The sequence below is a fragment of the Rhodococcus sp. YL-1 genome, assembly GCF_001942025.1.
Lineage (GTDB): Bacteria > Actinomycetota > Actinomycetes > Mycobacteriales > Mycobacteriaceae > Rhodococcus_F > Rhodococcus_F qingshengii.
The window spans coordinates 289,687-306,277 of the sequence record NZ_CP017304.1 but is presented as its reverse complement, the minus strand read 5'-3'; the positions used below and the strand labels follow the sequence as shown (position 1 = coordinate 306,277).

General features: G+C 61.3%; 13 protein-coding genes. 10 read left to right on the top strand and 3 right to left on the bottom strand.

The features are described from left to right. Positions 1-2 precede the first annotated feature (2 nt). The 5 genes from BH682_RS35445 (at position 3) to BH682_RS35420 (ending at position 6,192) form a co-directional block, all read left to right on the top strand. Complete coding sequence (locus BH682_RS35445) at positions 3-1,928, top strand: copper resistance CopC/CopD family protein (protein ID WP_030537779.1); 1,926 nt, start codon at positions 3-5, stop codon at positions 1,926-1,928. Positions 1,929-2,540: 612 nt separating this feature from the next. Further along, entirely contained in the window at positions 2,541-3,119 is a 579-nt protein-coding gene (locus BH682_RS35435) for a DUF305 domain-containing protein (RefSeq protein ID WP_019747379.1), read from the top strand. Positions 3,120-3,304: 185 nt separating this feature from the next. Next, positions 3,305-4,489, top strand: coding sequence for a L,D-transpeptidase (locus BH682_RS35430; RefSeq protein WP_019747378.1), 1,185 nt, complete (start codon positions 3,305-3,307; stop codon positions 4,487-4,489). A 399-nt stretch (positions 4,490-4,888) separates the two neighbouring features. Then, positions 4,889-5,248, top strand: coding sequence for a BlaI/MecI/CopY family transcriptional regulator (locus BH682_RS35425; protein WP_019747377.1), 360 nt, complete (start codon positions 4,889-4,891; stop codon positions 5,246-5,248). Further along, positions 5,245-6,192: a M56 family metallopeptidase gene (locus BH682_RS35420; RefSeq protein ID WP_019747376.1), complete on the top strand. Its 948-nt coding sequence runs from the start codon at positions 5,245-5,247 to the stop codon at positions 6,190-6,192. The genes BH682_RS35425 and BH682_RS35420 overlap by 4 nt, the downstream gene beginning before the upstream one ends. Before the next feature lie 239 nt (positions 6,193-6,431). On the opposite strand, the gene BH682_RS35415 is transcribed toward BH682_RS35420, so the two are convergent. Then, a complete protein-coding gene (locus BH682_RS35415) occupies positions 6,432-7,661 on the bottom strand; it encodes a prolipoprotein diacylglyceryl transferase family protein (protein ID WP_232354284.1) in 1,230 nt (409 codons plus the stop codon). Between the two features lie 586 nt (positions 7,662-8,247). On the opposite strand from BH682_RS35415, the gene BH682_RS35410 reads away from it, so the two are divergent. Next, the gene (locus BH682_RS35410) at positions 8,248-9,012 is read left to right on the top strand and encodes an acyl-[acyl-carrier-protein] thioesterase (RefSeq protein WP_019747374.1); all 765 of its coding nucleotides are present in this window, start codon (positions 8,248-8,250) and stop codon (positions 9,010-9,012) included. 149 nt (positions 9,013-9,161) lie between these two features. On the opposite strand, the gene BH682_RS35405 is transcribed toward BH682_RS35410, so the two are convergent. Together BH682_RS35405 and BH682_RS35400 are read right to left on the bottom strand one after the other, a co-directional pair. Further along, positions 9,162-10,343 carry a HAMP domain-containing sensor histidine kinase gene (locus BH682_RS35405; RefSeq protein WP_075836375.1) on the bottom strand — a complete coding sequence of 394 codons (1,182 nt, stop codon included), beginning with the start codon at positions 10,341-10,343 and terminating at the stop codon, positions 9,162-9,164. Further along, on the bottom strand, positions 10,340-11,098 hold the full coding sequence (locus BH682_RS35400; RefSeq protein WP_075836373.1) for a response regulator transcription factor: 759 nt from the start codon (positions 11,096-11,098) through the stop codon (positions 10,340-10,342). The genes BH682_RS35405 and BH682_RS35400 overlap by 4 nt, the downstream gene beginning before the upstream one ends. A 140-nt stretch (positions 11,099-11,238) precedes the next feature. On the opposite strand from BH682_RS35400, the gene BH682_RS35395 reads away from it, so the two are divergent. The 4 genes from BH682_RS35395 to BH682_RS35380 all read left to right on the top strand — a co-directional run bounded on the left by BH682_RS35395 (position 11,239) and on the right by BH682_RS35380 (position 16,264). Beyond that, the gene (locus tag BH682_RS35395) at positions 11,239-11,508 is read left to right on the top strand and encodes an SHOCT domain-containing protein (RefSeq protein ID WP_075836370.1); all 270 of its coding nucleotides are present in this window, start codon (positions 11,239-11,241) and stop codon (positions 11,506-11,508) included. A 78-nt stretch (positions 11,509-11,586) separates the two neighbouring features. Next, positions 11,587-13,170: a multicopper oxidase family protein gene (locus BH682_RS35390; protein WP_075836368.1), complete on the top strand. Its 1,584-nt coding sequence runs from the start codon at positions 11,587-11,589 to the stop codon at positions 13,168-13,170. A 514-nt stretch (positions 13,171-13,684) separates the two neighbouring features. Then, the gene (locus BH682_RS35385) at positions 13,685-13,912 is read left to right on the top strand and encodes a heavy-metal-associated domain-containing protein (protein WP_030537788.1); all 228 of its coding nucleotides are present in this window, start codon (positions 13,685-13,687) and stop codon (positions 13,910-13,912) included. A 48-nt stretch (positions 13,913-13,960) separates the two neighbouring features. Further along, the gene (locus tag BH682_RS35380) at positions 13,961-16,264 is read left to right on the top strand and encodes a heavy metal translocating P-type ATPase (protein ID WP_047270630.1); all 2,304 of its coding nucleotides are present in this window, start codon (positions 13,961-13,963) and stop codon (positions 16,262-16,264) included. Positions 16,265-16,591 lie beyond the last annotated feature (327 nt).

Genomic DNA, 16,591 nt, shown 5'->3' with positions numbered 1-16,591 from the left:
ACATGTCGTTGTTCGTTCGAATGTTCCAGAGCATCACACTTGTGCTCGTTGCGGGAGTCCTTGTGGTTCTGGGCGCCGGCATCGCCAACGCTCACCCCACGCTGCTCTTTACCGAACCTGGCTCGGAGACTGCCGTTTCCGAGCCTCCGCAAGCCATCACCCTGATCTTCAACGAACAAGTCACCGCCGGGACCGATGCGATCAAAGTCCTGGACGGCGCAGGCCGTGAGAGCCCGATGGAGGCAGCAGAGTCGTCCAAAGGTGGCCGTGCAATCACTTCCCGGCTCTCGGATGCTCCGTCGCCGGGCACCTACACCGTCCGGTGGCAAGTGATCGGCGCAGATGGTGACCTCGTCGAGGAAGACTTTCGGTTTGCCGTCGGCCTCGCTTTGACCGACAGCGGCGGTGGCGGTGGCGACGACAGCGCCTCGACCTCGTGGACGGAAACCGTGCTCCGGTGGCTGCTGTTCGTCGGGTTCGCCCTCGCGCTCGGGACACTTGTCGCGGAGAGATTGTCGTCTGTACCGCACGCCGAGAACCCTTCGTTGAAGAAGTTGCGCACCTGGTTTCCGGCCGGCGCTTGTATTGCTTTGGTAGGTGTTGCAGGCCTTATGGTTTCGCTCGCCGCTTCGTCCAGCGTTGCTGCGCTATGGCAAGAACGTGCGGGCATCATCTTGCTCGTAGAGACGTGTGGGCTCATGTTGGCCTTGGCGCTGAAAGCCGCGGGGAGCCCCAGACTTGCGAGCGCAGCCCTTCTGCTGGTCATTGCCGCCGAAGGGCTGCGCTCGCACGCAAACGTCGTCGCTCCCGGATGGGGCGCGTTTCTCACCGCCGTTCATCTCGCGGCAGCGGCAATCTGGGTCGGCGCTTTGCTCCACACGGTTCGCACTGCATTCGCGTGGCGGGGTCAGCATGCCCCGGTTCGGTGGGTCGTGGCCGGTTACACACGACTTGCGCTGTGGACCTTCATCGTCGTCGTGACCACCGGTACGATCTCGGCATTGTTGCTGATCCCCGTTGCCGCAATGTTTTCCACCCCGTACGGGCAACTTCTGACGGTCAAACTACTCTTCGTCATCGCCGCCTCGGGTGTGGCGATATCTGCACGGCGGACGATGCGCAGAACTGAACAAGTGGGCAAACTGCGCAATCAGATTCGTATCGAGAGCATCCTCCTGATCTCCGTGCTCGCCATCAGTGCTGCATTAGTCTCGACGGCGCCTGCCAATTCACCCGCCCAGCCGGGACCACCTGCAGCCATCGGTCCGGTTCTGCCGCTGGGAACATTGGCTGGACAGATTGGGGTGAGCGTCGCCGCCAGCGAAGGGCAGCTGGTGGTTCGACTGTCGACTCCGCGCCGCGTCGACTACTACGCTCAGGAACCGGACCAGGAATACACCTTGATCGGCGCACTGCGGGCGAGCGGGCAGAACACTTCCCTTCCCTTGCGCGGGTGCGGATCCGGATGCTTCGTGGCGCAAGCCGATTGGCCACTGGGTGAAAGCATGCTCACGCTCGAGGCCGCGGCGACAGGGTGGCTGGGCGGGACGGTCAGCATGTTAATTCCATGGCCTGTTCAGTCCGGGGACACCGATCTCGCTCGAGCCGTAGATATCACCCGCACTCAGAAGAATCTGACCTTTTACGAATCGGTGACCAGTGATGCCGCAAACGTCGGACCCGAACCTCAGCAACTAAGTCTGTCCAGCGAGTTCTTCCTCGCCCAGGAGCCGTATGCGGACGGGACTGCGCCCATCGCGGTGCGCTTACCCAGCGCCGGACGGCAACTCCGTCTGGCATTGGGCTATCCGGCTGCGGGTATGAACGTACTGCTCGACCTCGACCAAACTGGACGAATAGTTTCCGAAACACTAAGCGATGCAAAACATCTCATCACCCGCACCTTCGTCTACCCCGAAGTGAACTGATGGGGGAGAACTGACGAGATATTCACGTCCAGTGAACTGTCACCGTGCAATAGGAACGGAAGCTGCGATGATCTCCCCTTACTCGTTCATTCACCCCTGCCAGTTCTGTCGCACCCGCGCACTGGCCGCGCCCAGGCCTTCGAAATTCCTACGGCATACGCAGGGTGACGAACCGGTAGCGGTGGCTCTGGCCTGCAGTCTGTTCAACCACTCATCCCCTGCTGTCGCTTGTCTTGATCACCGCAACCTTCTGATTGCAGGTTCCACCGTCACCTCGCTGGTCCTGCCCGGCGCGCACGACACCACGCTGATCACCGCGACAGTCGTCATCGAGCGCGAAGACAAGGATCATACCGGCACGCGTGAGTGGAGGGTTGCACGTTCCCCTGTTGCCGCAGACGTGCATCGTGCACGACACCTTGCCCCTACACAACCAACTGTCGGCGCTGCGGATACGACAGACGCTCATAGCGGAACTACTGACCATCCGAGTCGACGGCCCCTCCCCAGAAGAATTTTTTGCACAACAACACATTCCAGGAGAAAAATATGATGCTTACACGTGCTGTTTCCACACGTATCGCAGTCTCAGCGGGGTCTGCCGCCGGTCTGATGCTGATCGCCGGCTGCGGCGGCCATGACATGAGCCAAATGTCGAGCAACGACAGCGGAAACATGTCCAACTCCTCCGCGGCCTCGCAGCCCAACGGCGCCAACAGCGCGGATATGCAGTTCGTCGCGATGATGTATCCACATCACGCACAGGCCGTCGAGATTGCAAAGATGGTTGACAGTCGCACCACCAATCCTCGAATACTCGAACTCGCCGCTTCGATCCAAACCGCTCGCGGGCCCGAAATGGATCAGATTGCAGCGCTCATCGAACAATGGGGTCAACCTACGTCCGACGCCACCTCCCCTGTGGACTCCATGGATGGAATGGACCACGGCGGGGTTGATTCAGGAATGATGTCCCAGCAGCAGATCGCTCAATTGGAGGGGCTGCGCGATGGGGACTTCGACACCGCGTGGCTGAAGATGATGATCGAACATCACTCCGGCGCGATCGCGACGGCCCAATCGGAACTATCCGATGGCGACAACGCCGACGCCAAGCAATTGGCTACCGATATCATCGCCGCACAGCAGTCCGAGATCACCGCGATGCAAGCACTTTTGCAACAGAACTGATCCGGAAACTGGCGAGTGGCTAGGCCTGTCCGTCGAAGCCTCTCTTCTCGTTGTCCGCTCTGATCTTCCATCTGATTACTTGCGTCCCTTGCGAATCACTGTCTTCGTCGGCGCTCCCCACCCACTGACGTGAAGGAACAATTATGGCCTCAACACGGCATACAGGGTTAGTCGTCCTTGTCCTTATGGTCGCAACGCTGACAGGATGCACCTCCACAGCACCGCAGTCCGCACCGAGTGACACGGGTGCGCCCGCCGAGAACGACTCTCCTGTCTCCGCGCTGGTGATGACTCCTTCCGGGGGGACAGATACCGTCAACCCCCTTGATCCGGTCACGGTGGAATCTGTTGGCGGGAGGCTCGACTCGGTAGTGCTCACCGAAGTGGGCGGGGCTGTGGTCGATGGCATCTTCACCCCTGACCGGCAGGTGTGGAAACCCGGCGCGTCCTTGGACTACGGGAAGACCTACACGATGACAGCGTCAGCCACCCAAAACGATGGCTCACGTCTCGATCAGTCCAGCACCTTCTCCACAGTCAAGCCGCGGAACCTGACCAAACCATCCTTCGTGACGGCCGGGGGTAACCTCCTCACAGATGGTGGCACTTTCGGGGTAGGGATCGTTATTGTCACGCATTTCGACGAGCCGATCCTCGATCGTGCAGCGGCGGAGAAAAGCCTGACTGTGCAAACGTCGGTGCCGCTCGAAGGCTCGTGGTACTGGGTGGATGACCAGAATGTTCACTGGCGACCTCGTGCGTACTATCCCCCCGGCACCGAGGTCACGGTCCGGGCTGCGGTCTTCGGCGTCCCGCTCGGTGGCGGACTGTTCGGACAGGAAGACGCCACGACTGCATTCACCATCGGCGACTCGCATATCGCCGTCGCCGACGATACGACCAAGCAAGTGACGGTCACGAGCAACGGCAAAACTGTGCGCACTATGCCGACATCGATGGGCATGGGAGGAACCGAGCTCGTCAACGGCCAAACGATCTCCTTCTGGACCCAACCAGGCATTTACACCGTCCTCGATCAGGCCAACCCCGTGATCATGGACTCGTCGACCTACGGACTTCCCGTCAATTCCCGGCTGGGGTACAAGGAAAAAATCAACTACGCCACCCGAATAAGCACCGACGGAATTTACCTTCACGAACTCGAAGACACAGTCTGGGCGCAAGGCAATACCAATGTTTCACACGGCTGCTTGAACCTCAGTCGCGCCAATGCTCAATGGTTCTATGATTTTTCGCTTCCCGGAGATGTCGTGGAGATACGCAATACCGGCGGCGCCCCTCTCGAATTGTGGCAGAACGGCGACTGGAGTGTGCCGTGGGACCGATGGTCGGAAGGCAGCGCGCTGTAAGACCTGTCGCCCTGCCGGCAAACGATGCTGAATCGCAAACAGAAGCTCCGCGCGAGACGTTCTCCCGTAGTCGACGCGAAAGTGCTGGATAAACCTTTTGACACTGTCAGAGCTGACAGGGGTTCGGCAGATCGTCACGGGAGGAGGTCGCCAGACACCGCCGCCGTATCGGGGCGGCGACGGGAAGCAGAACAGATAGTATTTCTACAGGGCTTCGGTTCGCCGTCTCGGCAACCTCCAGCGTGCAGAGTCGACACGACACCCTCATCGAGCGGTCCCACATCACTGTGACCGACGAATCACCGACAGCGCTGGTTGGGCCCCGTACGAAAGCGACGGAGGTTGCAGGTTGGGCACTCGCACGGTGCGGTGACGAATGCAGCTCTACGAGGAGGAAAAATGCAAGGTCTGGGAGAGCTCGAGGCGCTGGTGATGGATGTGCTGTGGCGCTCCACCGAACCGGTCCGTGTGCGCGACGTCATCGACGGCCTCGATGACGACCGTGAACCGGCGTACACGACGGTGATGACCGTCATGGACAATCTTCATCGCAAAGGTTGGGTGCATCGTCAGCGAAACGGGCGCGCGTACTGGTACGAAGCCACGCGAAGCCGCGAGGAAGCGGCAGCTGACGGGTTGCGCGCACTTCTCGAATCCACCGGAGACCCGACCGGGGTCCTGTTGCATTTTGTTCGCGGGACATCCGACGTCGAATCGAAGATCCTGGCGCGTGGATTGCGTGAACGAGGCAAGAAGTGACAGCCGTCCTCGCGTGGGCGGTCGGTGGCCTTCTCGTTGCCGCACTCTCCCCGCTGTTCCTCGGATCGATGATGCGTCGCGGCGTTGATCCGCATGTCGTCCTCGTCTTGTGGGGCGCTCTGGCACTCGGAACTGTAGTGAGTATCAGTGTCCCGGTGATCTTGAGCCTTTTACCCAGTCACGGTGGTGTCTCGTCGCTGATCGAATTCGCCCACAGCTGTTGGCTCGCCCTTCACGACGACGCGCCGGCCAGGCTCGAGACGGCGGTGGGTGTACTCGGTGGGTCAGCCCTGGTCATCGGGGCGGTGCGAGGCACCGTCCATCTGTTCAGCTTCTCCCGCACTCGCCGCGAGCTACACCAGCAGCACCTCGGGTTGCTGCGCATTCTGGGGGGTGCACGGTCCTCGTCACTGCTCTGGCTCCCGGTTTCTGTGCCCTTCGCCTACAGTATCGCTGGGCGCCCCGCGCTTGTAGTTGCGAGCGACGGATTGAGAGATCAACTCGACACCGAGGCTCTTGCTGCAGTACTCGCACATGAACGAGCACACATCACGGGGCGGCACCATCTGCTCGTCAGCGCAGCTCAAACGCTCGCCTACGCGTTTCCGTGGCTTCCGATCATGCGATCTTCGCCCCCATTGGTCCGTGCGTTGGTGGAAATCGAAGCCGACTCCCGAGCCGTTCGTCAGCATGGGCGCGAATCCGTGCACCGCGCACTCTGCAGTATGACACCTCACGAGGTGCCCGTGGCGGCTCTGGGAATAGCGCAGGATTGCCTGGCGTTGCGACTTGATCGTCTGTCCTCCCACCGCACCCACCACCCGGCGCCCATTCGCTACCTCCGCACCCTTGCTGCCTGCGGAACGGCGATCGTCCTACCTGCGGCGCCTCTTCTGGCGCTACTGGGTGCGATGGCGATGGCTTCATGCGCAGCAGGTGCTTGAAACAGTGCGAAACCGGGTCGTGGACGAACAAGGAGTCCGGCCCGCAGGGGGCCAGTGCTCAAGGCCGGTTCACCCCCTCCTCGAACTGAACCGGCCTCATGCACCGAACGCGGCGCCAATCGAATTGGCCAGATCCCGCGCGAAACTTGATTCGTGGCCATCCCAATTTTCGTGAGACTCACCTTCTGCGCACGTGGCATCGGCAGAAAAGCGCAAAAGGCTACTACTCTGGGTCACGATCACACCACGCCCAGCAGAATCGTCGCGACGATGACAATTCCGCATGCCGCGCTGGTCAGAAGCCGCCCGCGCCGTGTATGAGGGTCCGCACGATAGGGGAACAACCCTTGACGGACCCACGTGTAGATAGCCGCGGCGACAACGAATACTGCTCCGTCATAGGGCGTTTCGGTGCCGTAGAGGACGAAAATCAGTGTCGCGAGGCCGATGATCAAGCCTGCGAACGCTTCGATCAGTTGCACGGGGATTCGGCGCACCGCGAGAGTCCGGTCCGAAGCCCACATTCCCCATCTCGACCTGGTAGGTCGACCCGAACAGCATCCTGTCAAAAAGCATCCCGGGCGCCCGATCGCAATCCCGAGAAACAACCCGGGCGTTGTCATGTCCAGTAACACACCGACGCCCAGACCGAAGGCTGCTCCGCCGAGCACCAATACCGCGAGCGACACCACCAAAAATCCTTGTATGCATGCGCCGGCAGAGACGAATTTTCGAAGGCTCTGGCGGTGAAGTGCCAAGTACCAGAGCTTCGCACCCACGTAGCCGAGAAGGCAGCCGAGGATCGAAATGAGAACTGCCGCAGTGGCGTTCTCGCTCATACGGGTCAAGAGCAGTGCCTGCATGACGATGGCGAACACTGCACCCAAACCGACCAACAGCGGCCACGTCCAGAGTCGCACGCCGGGCCCGTGCACCAATGGCGCTGCGGTAGTCCAGGCCGTGGCGGTCTGCGGAGCTGCGATGTCGAACTGCCCGGTGGTATCGTCCGGAGTTTCGATGCGCTCGGCACTGACAGTCCAACTACCAGTGGCGATTCCGCGGATTCTCGCAGTCACCGCGAAGCGCCCCCCCGCTGGAACACCGTTGACGTGGGTGACCCTCTCGAAACGTTCCGGTTCGCTGCCCGGGCTGTTGCGGGCTCCTCGGAACAGAATCGACAGATCGGAAGTAACCTCGGGCGATTCTCCCCAGTACGTTGCTGCGAGCCCCTGTGGTTCTATCTGCGTGAACGCTTCAGCGCACCCACCGCCGGGCGCAGCGAGTTCCGTTGCAGCGGTCGACTCGTCGTCACCCAATGGCCGGGCAACGCGTTCAGTGCCCGATGGCTTGGTGGGCATCGCCTTTTCGGCGATGGCCGGCGCCGGCGGTGCTTGAGCCAAGGCCGAGGCTGGCGTCGGCGCTGCTTTACTCAGATACGCCGCTGCGGCCGCTGCGGCCAGTTCTTCCACGGCACTACCGGCCGGACTGGGCCTAGCACGGGGTGTTGTGCCGACTTCGTCGTGCGGTCGTGAAGTGGGGTTCCGCTTCGGTGACGTGGCGCGTCGGGCTCGACTCTGCGTCGTAGACCGCTGTTTCGCGCGGGTTTTGGTTGATTTTTTGCTCACCGTCGCCCCAATCTCTCGGTTGGCGCGGATGCCCACCGAACTACTAAGGTCGATAGTAGCTGAACTACGAACCTGGATAGTAGGTAGAGGTCGAGCGCGAACGCGCGGGTGGGCACTGCGGCGAGACGAGGCGCTTCGAGGCCGAGCCGAGGAATATGGGAATTCCATGGTGCCGCAACGATCTTGGGCACACTCAAGAAGGACCTGGAAAGGACATCGAACGTCAACCGGCAATCGCGCGGACAGTGTAGTAGTTTGCGAGACTGGATAGGCTCCTTGTTCACCATGTTCGGAGACCGGGCACGGACTACTGGGTACGACTGCGGCAGACCCGGCGGCTGATGCGGGACTGGGCGTAGGGATCGCACTACGTTGCAGCAAGGGTGTGCAAAGTATCGAAGCGAACAATCACATCTAAGGGATCTGCAAAATGGAAGCTGACGCGATGCGCAACCACCGCCTGGTGGATTTGCCGACCAATGGCGCGGTGTTCGAAACCTCTCGGCCGGTACGGACGGGAGATATCGACGTCTCCGGGACGGTGCGACTCGATGGCGTTGCACGTTATCTGCAGGACATCGGTTTCGACGATCTCGATGCGAGCGGCGCAGCGGCTGCCCACCCGGTGTGGGTCGTGCGCCGCACAGTCATCGATGTCATTCGTCCGGTCAGCTGGCCGGCTCGTGTGCGCATGCGCAGATGGTGCTCGGGGTTGTCGAGCAGGTGGTGCACGATGCGTGTCCGCATCGAATCCGACGGCGGCGGCTTGATCGAGACCGAAGGATTCTGGATAAATCTCAATCCGGTCAACGGGATGCCTTCCAGGATCGAAGAGAGTTTCATGGCCGGACTCGGTTCGACCGCCAACGATCACCGATTGAAGTGGAAACCCTGGCACACCGCTCGTCCGGGCGATGGGGAGGAAACGACATTCGTCTTACGATCGAGCGATATCGATCCGTTCAACCACGTCAACAACGCCACGTATTGGCAGCCTGTCGAAGACCTGATCAGAGATTGGGCCGGACCCCGAAATCCACTCCCCTACCGAGCGATTCTCGAATATCGCTCTCCCATCACCGCGGGAAACGACGTGACCGTGCGGTATCACAGTTCAGGGGAGAGCCTGAGTAGTTGGTTCCTGGTCTCGGGTTCGGTGTGCGCGAGTGCCTACGTCACAGCGATCGAAGTGTAAGTCCCCGGGCCGGGTCACCTCTGCGCTCTGGTCTCTTGAATCGTCATTGATCGGTTCACCTCACGAGTTCTTGACCAGGTGTGCCGGTAGCGGCGGGGTGAGTGGGTGTTCCCGGAGCGTTTCCATTACCTCGAATGTCGCGTCGAATGTCACGCATCGACAGTTCCCCGGCAGTCGATGTGCCGCCCTTTCGGACGATGTACTGGCAACGCGATAACGAAGGTGGTGCCTTGCCCGGCTCCGTCACTCGCGGCGGTGATCTGTCCACCGTGTGCTTCGACGAGTGCTTTCGCGATGGACAGTCCGATCCCTGCCCCTCCGTGAGCACGATCGCGTGCTGCGTCGGCGCGATAGAAACGCTCGAACAGATAGGGGAGGTGCTCGGCGGCGACTCCATCGCCTTCGTCGGTGAGTGTGAGGATGAACCGATCCCCTTTCACCCGTCCCCGCACCTTCACTGTGCTCTGTGATCGACTGTGGCGCAGTGCGTTGTCGAGCAGATTGCTCAACACTTGCCCTATGCGCTCCGGGTCCAGCCACACCGACGGCAGATTTCCGGGGACGTCCACGCTCAGAATGACTGCTTTCGTGTCGTATCGTTCTTCGTGCGCCGCTACCGCTGAGCTCACCAGTACCTCAGGTCTGGTCCATGTCGGTTCGATTGCAGCTCGATTCGTCTCGGCATCGGACAGCGCCGAGACGTCGCCGGAAAACCGTGCCAGACGTCGGGTCTGATCTCTGAGCATCGCAATGGTGTGATCATCGAGAGCTTCCACTCCGTCTTCGAGCGCTTCCATGAATGCTTCGAGAACAGCTACCGGCGTCCGGATCTCGTGCGCGAGATCTGCCAGCAACCGTCGACGCATCGACTCGGCAGACTCGAGTCGAACGGCCATTTCGTTGAAGGCCGTCGCAAGTGCGTCGAAGTCGTCACCGAGCTGCGGCGGCGGGACTCTGGCCGCGTAGTTTCCCGCCGAGACTGCCGTGGCGGCAGTTGACACCGCAGTCACCGACCGCTGCAGCCGACGACTGAGATACCAGGTCACAGCCAGCGCGCACAACGCAGCTGCGCCGATCGCCACGGACAACGAGACCGCAGTTGCCGAGCGATATGCCTGCTCGGCGTGCATTTGCTCCTCAGACATCGGAGGCACGCCCGCGCGGCGCAGATGCTCGCGGAACAAACTCGGACCGACAGTGACTGCAACGACCCATGAGGTGGCCGCTCCTGCCACCACAACGAGCGTTTGGGCCATCAGCAAACGCACTCCGACGCCGAGTCCTCGGCGGGTACGCCCCTGATGAGACGAAAGTTCTTCCAGGGTAGTCATTTTCCGGAACCCATTCGGTACCCGATGCCGCGCACGGTATTGACGTACGAGGGCGAGGCGGGATCATCGCCGAGTTTGCGGCGCAGATGACCGATATGAACATCGACCAGATGATCATTCCCTGTCCACGCAGGGCCCCATACCGCTTCGATCAGTTGCCGACGGCTGAATGCCATGCCCGGCCGAGCAGCTAGTACCGCCAACACGTCGAACTCCGTCCGAGTCAGCAGAACCGGTTTCTCGTCGACCCACACCTCTCGCCCGGCAACGTCGATCCTGAGCACCCCGAACGTCATCGGCGGACTCTCTTCCCCTCGGGTTACCGCTCCCGCGGTTGTACTGTGCGCGGCTCCGCTGCGGGGTCTACGCATCATCGCGCGGATCCTCGCTACCAACTCTCGGGGGCTGAACGGCTTGCTCATGTAATCGTCTGCACCGACAGAAAGCCCGACGATGGTGTCCACTTCCTCGCTGCGAGCAGTCAGCATCACCACGTATGCATCCGAAAACGTACGAAGTTCCCGGCACACCTCGATACCGTCGATACCGGGGAGCCCGAGATCGAGAACCACCACATCAGGATCGACCTCACGTGCAAGGGCGAGAGCGTCGAAACCGTTGTAGGCCACACTCACCTCGAATGACTCTCGTTCGAGGTAACTCGAGATGATCGAGGCCAGTGGGCGTTCGTCATCGACGACCAGTGCCCGAAAACCTGCGTAACCGTCGGTTGACCGTGTTGACGTACTGTCCATGCAACCATCGTGGACTCCTCAGCCGCCGCTGCGCACGCGATACACGGTATGCGGTCACCTCTTCAGCGAATCTTCATAGAAAGCACACCAATCCCAGAGGGTTCGGCGAGCACTGTCGAAGGTGAGGAGAGTGAACGGACATGATGTGGTGGAGCGAGAATTCGGGTTATGGAATGGGTTGGGTCAGCTGGATTCTGATGGCGCTGGCGATGATCGCATTTTGGGGATTGGTCATTGCGGCCCTACTTGCATTGTTTCGTCCCAGACGCAGTGACCGCAGCGAACTCCGTGGTACGAATGCGCAGCACCTGTTGGATGAGCGCTACGCCCGCGGCGAGATCGACGATGACGAGTATCGCTCCCGCAGAGAAGCTTTGGATCGATCCTCTCGTCGACACGAGAGTCGTTGACTCTGGGACGCCCGCCCCGGGCCCGGTGGCGTATCAGTTCCGCTTCTCCACAACGACTAGACAAGGACAATCACAATCATGGCTATTGCGCCGTCCACAGGATCGGCTTTCAGTCGACGTACGTTTCTCGCCGCCACGGCGGCGGGGGCGGGAGGCCTGGCGTTGACCGCATGCACCACCAGCGGATCGTCCAACCCGACCCCCCCGCCGTTCGACAAGAATGCCATCACGACCGCTGAGGCAGCGCGCCCGCATACCGGTCGCACCGTGGACTACACGCTCAATCCGCAGGGCGCCGATATCGATCTCGGCGGCATCACGGTGCGCACCCTGGCATACGGCGACAGTATTCCCGGTCCCTTGATTCGCGCGAATGTCGGTGACGAGCTCGCAATCACCGTCAACAACAGACTCGATCATCAGACATCGGTGCATTGGCACGGCATCGCGCTTCGCAACGACATGGACGGCGCCATGCCGGCAAGCCCGAACATCGAATCGGGGCAGAACTTCACATACCGTTTCTCCGTACCTCATTCGGGAACGTACTGGGCTCACCCCCATGTCGGTCTCGACACCGACTACGGCCTCTACCTCCCCATCATCGTCGACGACCCCCGCGAGCCCGCCGACTACGACGCCGAATGGATCGTCGTTCTCGACGACTGGACGGATGGAATCGGCACGAGCCCGCAACAGATCCTCTCCGACCTCCAGTCCGGAAACGGCATGGGTTCGATGGGCGGATCCGGAATGGGCAACATGCCCGGCATGGGTGGAATGAACCACGGGTCGAACGAAACCACGCCGCCCCCCACCTCGGGTGGCCCGAGCTCAGCAGCATCCAGCGCTCTGCTCGGCGGGGACGCGGGTGACGTCAGCTACCCCTACTATCTGATCAACGGGCGGATAGCTTCCGCACCGACAACATTCTCGGCCGCTCCCGGTCAGCGTGTGCGAATTCGCATCATCAACGCGGGTGCGGATACCGCTTTTCGAGTCGCCCTTGCCGATCACGTGATGTCCGTGACCCATACGGACGGCTTTCCGGTCGTACCGACAGAAGTCGATGCGCTTCTCCTCGGCATGGGTGAGCGCTACGACGTGATCGTCACGGTCAAGGACGGTGTATTCCCGCTCGTCGCCGCGGCCGAGGGTAAGAACGCTCAGGCTCGGACGCTGCTGCGTACAGGCTCGGGCGCTGCGCCCGACGCGTCGTTCCTCCCTCGGGAATTGGCAGGTCGAGTGGGCACGGTCGAGACGTTCACTGCAGCCGAAAGTGTCGTTCTGCCGCGAAGCGATGGCACCGGTGTCGATCTCGTGGCAGACCTCGGGGGAGACATGATGAGCTACCAATGGACGATCAACGGTCGGAACTACGACCAAACCGAACCTCTGACCGTCAAAGAAGGGGACCGAGCCCGGCTCACGTTCACCAACATGACGATGATGTGGCATCCCATGCATCTGCACGGGCATACGTTCCAAGTGGTCAAAGGTGACGGCGGTGTCGGCCCTCGTAAGGACACAGTCATCGTTCGTCCGATGGAATCTGTCGCTGTCGATCTCATCGCCGACAACCCGGGCGACTGGATGCTCCACTGCCACAACGGATATCACCAGGAGTCGGGTATGATGACCCGCTTGGGCTACATCGTCTGACACGTGGAGACGTCCGAACACACGATCACACCAGCACGGGAGGCGCGACCTGATTGGGCCGGCATCTCATTCGATGCCTCTTCCTACCCCGTTCGGCGAGGTGAGATTGTGGCCGCCCCGGCATCGGGTCAGCGTCCCGGAATCCCCGGCCTCTGCCCTGCCGCTGGACTGGGATCGAAATCCCGCGAACGGCGCAACTGCCCATGACTCCGGTGTACACCTGGCGACACTCCACGGGCGCTCGAAATTCGACGTTCTCTGCGCGGGCGAATACACGAGGGAGAATCCGACCAAATGTCCGACGGAAGTAGTCGAGGCGCAGCCTTGACTCACCTTCTCCTAACGCGAGTATAGTAGAAACAGGTACCCCCCTGGGGTACCAGACGGGAAGGGAATCATGAGCGGTCAGACTAACTCGCAGCCGAATCTACTCGATAAGACGCAACGCGGCTGTGGATGCAACTCGACGAAGAAATCACCCACGACATCCGCGCCCACCCCTACGGAGGACATCATGTCTGCAACCAACAACACGTTCGCGGTCACCGGCCTCACCTGCGGGCATTGCGTCGGCGCCGTCACGGACGAGCTGCGCGCCCTCCCCGGAGTGAGCGAGGTCGAGATCGATCTCGTCGCCGGAGGAGTCTCCACCGTGACCGTCACAGCTTCAGCGCCACTGACCGAGGAACAAGTAACTGCCGCGCTCGACGAAGCCGGCAACTATCATCTCGCGAACATCTGACCGGGCGCCCACACCGCCAGCGTAGGCAGGTCAGGAGAGGTACATCTGATGAGCACCCTGGACAACACGACCGTCGCTGCCGAGTCCGCACACAGTGTCGAACTGGTCATCGGCGGCATGACCTGCGCCTCCTGCGCCGCGCGAATCGAAAAGAAGCTCAACAAGATCGACGGCGTCACCGCGACAGTGAACTACGCGACCGAAAAGGCGAAGGTCGATTTCACGGGTGCGGTAGCACCTGAAGACTTGATCTCCACCGTCGAGGCAACGGGATACACCGCCACCTTGCCTGCCCCCAAGGGCTCGTCCGGAGAGGTCGGCACTACCGACGGGGTGGACGCCCGAATCCAGGACGAGGCTTCGCAACTGCGGACCCGACTGCTCGTCTCGCTCGCATTGACTGTGCCTGTGGTCGCATTGTCGATGATCCCGCCATTGCAGTTCACGAACTGGCAGTGGCTGGCCTTGACGCTCGCATCTCCCGTCGTCGTCTGGGGCGCACTCCCCTTCCACCGCGCTGCACTGACGAATGCCCGACACGGCGCGGCAACAATGGACACTCTGATCTCGGTGGGGGTGTCGGCGGCCTACCTGTGGTCACTGTGGGCGTTGTTCTTCGGTCATGCCGGAATGGCCGGCATGAAGATGGAGTTCAGCCTGTTCCCACAGCAGGAGGGCGGAGCGGACCACATCTATCTGGAAGTCGCTGCTGCGGTCACCGTCTTCATACTGGCGGGGCGATATTTCGAAGCCCGCGCCAAGAAGCAGTCGGGTGCAGCCCTACGCGCACTGATGGACATGGGAGCCAAAGACGTAGCGGTGTTGAGGGAACACACCGAGATCCGAATTCCCACCGAACAATTGGTGGTCGGTGACATCTTCGTCGTACGCCCCGGCGAAAAGATCGCGACCGACGGCATCGTCACCGACGGCACATCTGCGGTGGACGCCTCCATGCTGACCGGCGAATCCGTGCCAGTCGAAGTGCGCCCTGGCGACGCCGTTGTCGGCGCCACCGTCAACGCTGGAGGGCGACTCCTCGTTCGAGCAACTCGTATCGGCGCCGACACTCAGCTCGCTCAGATGGCACGACTGGTCGAAGATGCACAGAACGGCAAGGCTCAGGTCCAACGTCTCGCCGACCGCATCTCCGGAATCTTCGTCCCGGTCGTCATCGTTCTCTCACTGATGACGTTGGGTGCGTGGCTTTTGACCGGTCACTCGATGGTGACGGCGTTCACCGCCGCCGTTGCCGTGCTGATCATCGCGTGCCCCTGTGCATTGGGGTTGGCAACACCGACGGCGCTGATGGTCGGAACGGGCCGCGGCGCCCAGTTGGGGATTCTCATCAAAGGCCCCCAGGTTCTCGAATCCACCCGTCAGGTCGACACCATCGTGCTCGACAAGACCGGGACCGTCACCACCGGGCGCATGAGTGTCGATTCGACAGTCGGCGCAGATGGCGAGAATATCGACGAATTACTTTTTGTCGCAGGAGCGTTGGAGGACGGCTCCGAACACCCGATCGCGCAGGCCATCACTCTTGCAGCTCGGGCTGACGGCCGGCCGTTGCCGAGAATCGAAGGTTTCTCCAACCACGACGGCCGAGGCGTCTCCGGTGTCGTAGACGGCCGAGCCGTTGCTATAGGTCGGCGAACCTGGTTAGAGCAGGACTGGTCTCTCGTCGCACCCAAGAATCTGGAAGTGGCCGCACACGACGCGGAAGCCGACGGAAAGTCCCCGGTGTGGGTTGCGTGGGACGGTTCGATCCGCGGAATCGTGGTCGTTTCGGACACTGTCAAGGACACCTCGAAAGAGGCCATCACTGCATTCCGAACCTTGGGACTACGTCCCATCCTGTTGACCGGCGATAATGCTCGCGCCGCCGTCGCCGTCGCAAAACAAGTGGGGATCGAAGCCGCCGATGTCATCGCCGAAGTCTTGCCCGCGGACAAAGTAAGCGCCGTCAAAGACCTCCAAAGCCGTGGGTATACAGTCGCTATGGTCGGTGACGGTGTCAACGACGCCGCTGCTCTGGCACAAGCAGACTTAGGTCTGGCCATGGGCACCGGCAGCGATGTCGCCATCGAAGCCTCCGATCTCACCCTTGTCCGAGGCGACCTGCGCTCCGCCGCAGATGCGATCCGTCTGTCGCGCTCGACGTTGAAAACCATCAAAGGGAACCTTTTCTGGGCCTTCGCCTACAACGTGGCGGCGTTGCCTCTGGCGGCGCTGGGGTTGTTGAACCCGCTGATCGCCGGCGCTGCCATGGCTTTCAGCTCCATCTTCGTCGTCACGAACAGTTTGCGCCTACGACGATTCACCAGTCATGCCACAAGCTCCGATCACTGATTTGATCCCGAATTCGACTGCCCCGATGACCTTCCGTCTGCCCTGAACTCTTCGGACGCGATGTGCGGGAGAGGTCCCACTGTCCACCCGCAACGAATCCAAAGGTTTCACTTCACGACGACCACCATCACGGACGAGGGCAGTCGTCGACTGCTTGGGACACCATGGTCCTTCATCGAATCTTCACCAAACATCTAACCAAGGCATATCCGCCACCGGCAGGCTCAGTATTGAGACACACGTGGACCCCACAACATCACGCCCCAGAGGTGCCGACGATCTGCCACAACACGGGAACATGCCACCGAGGTATCCGCACAGTCGCTG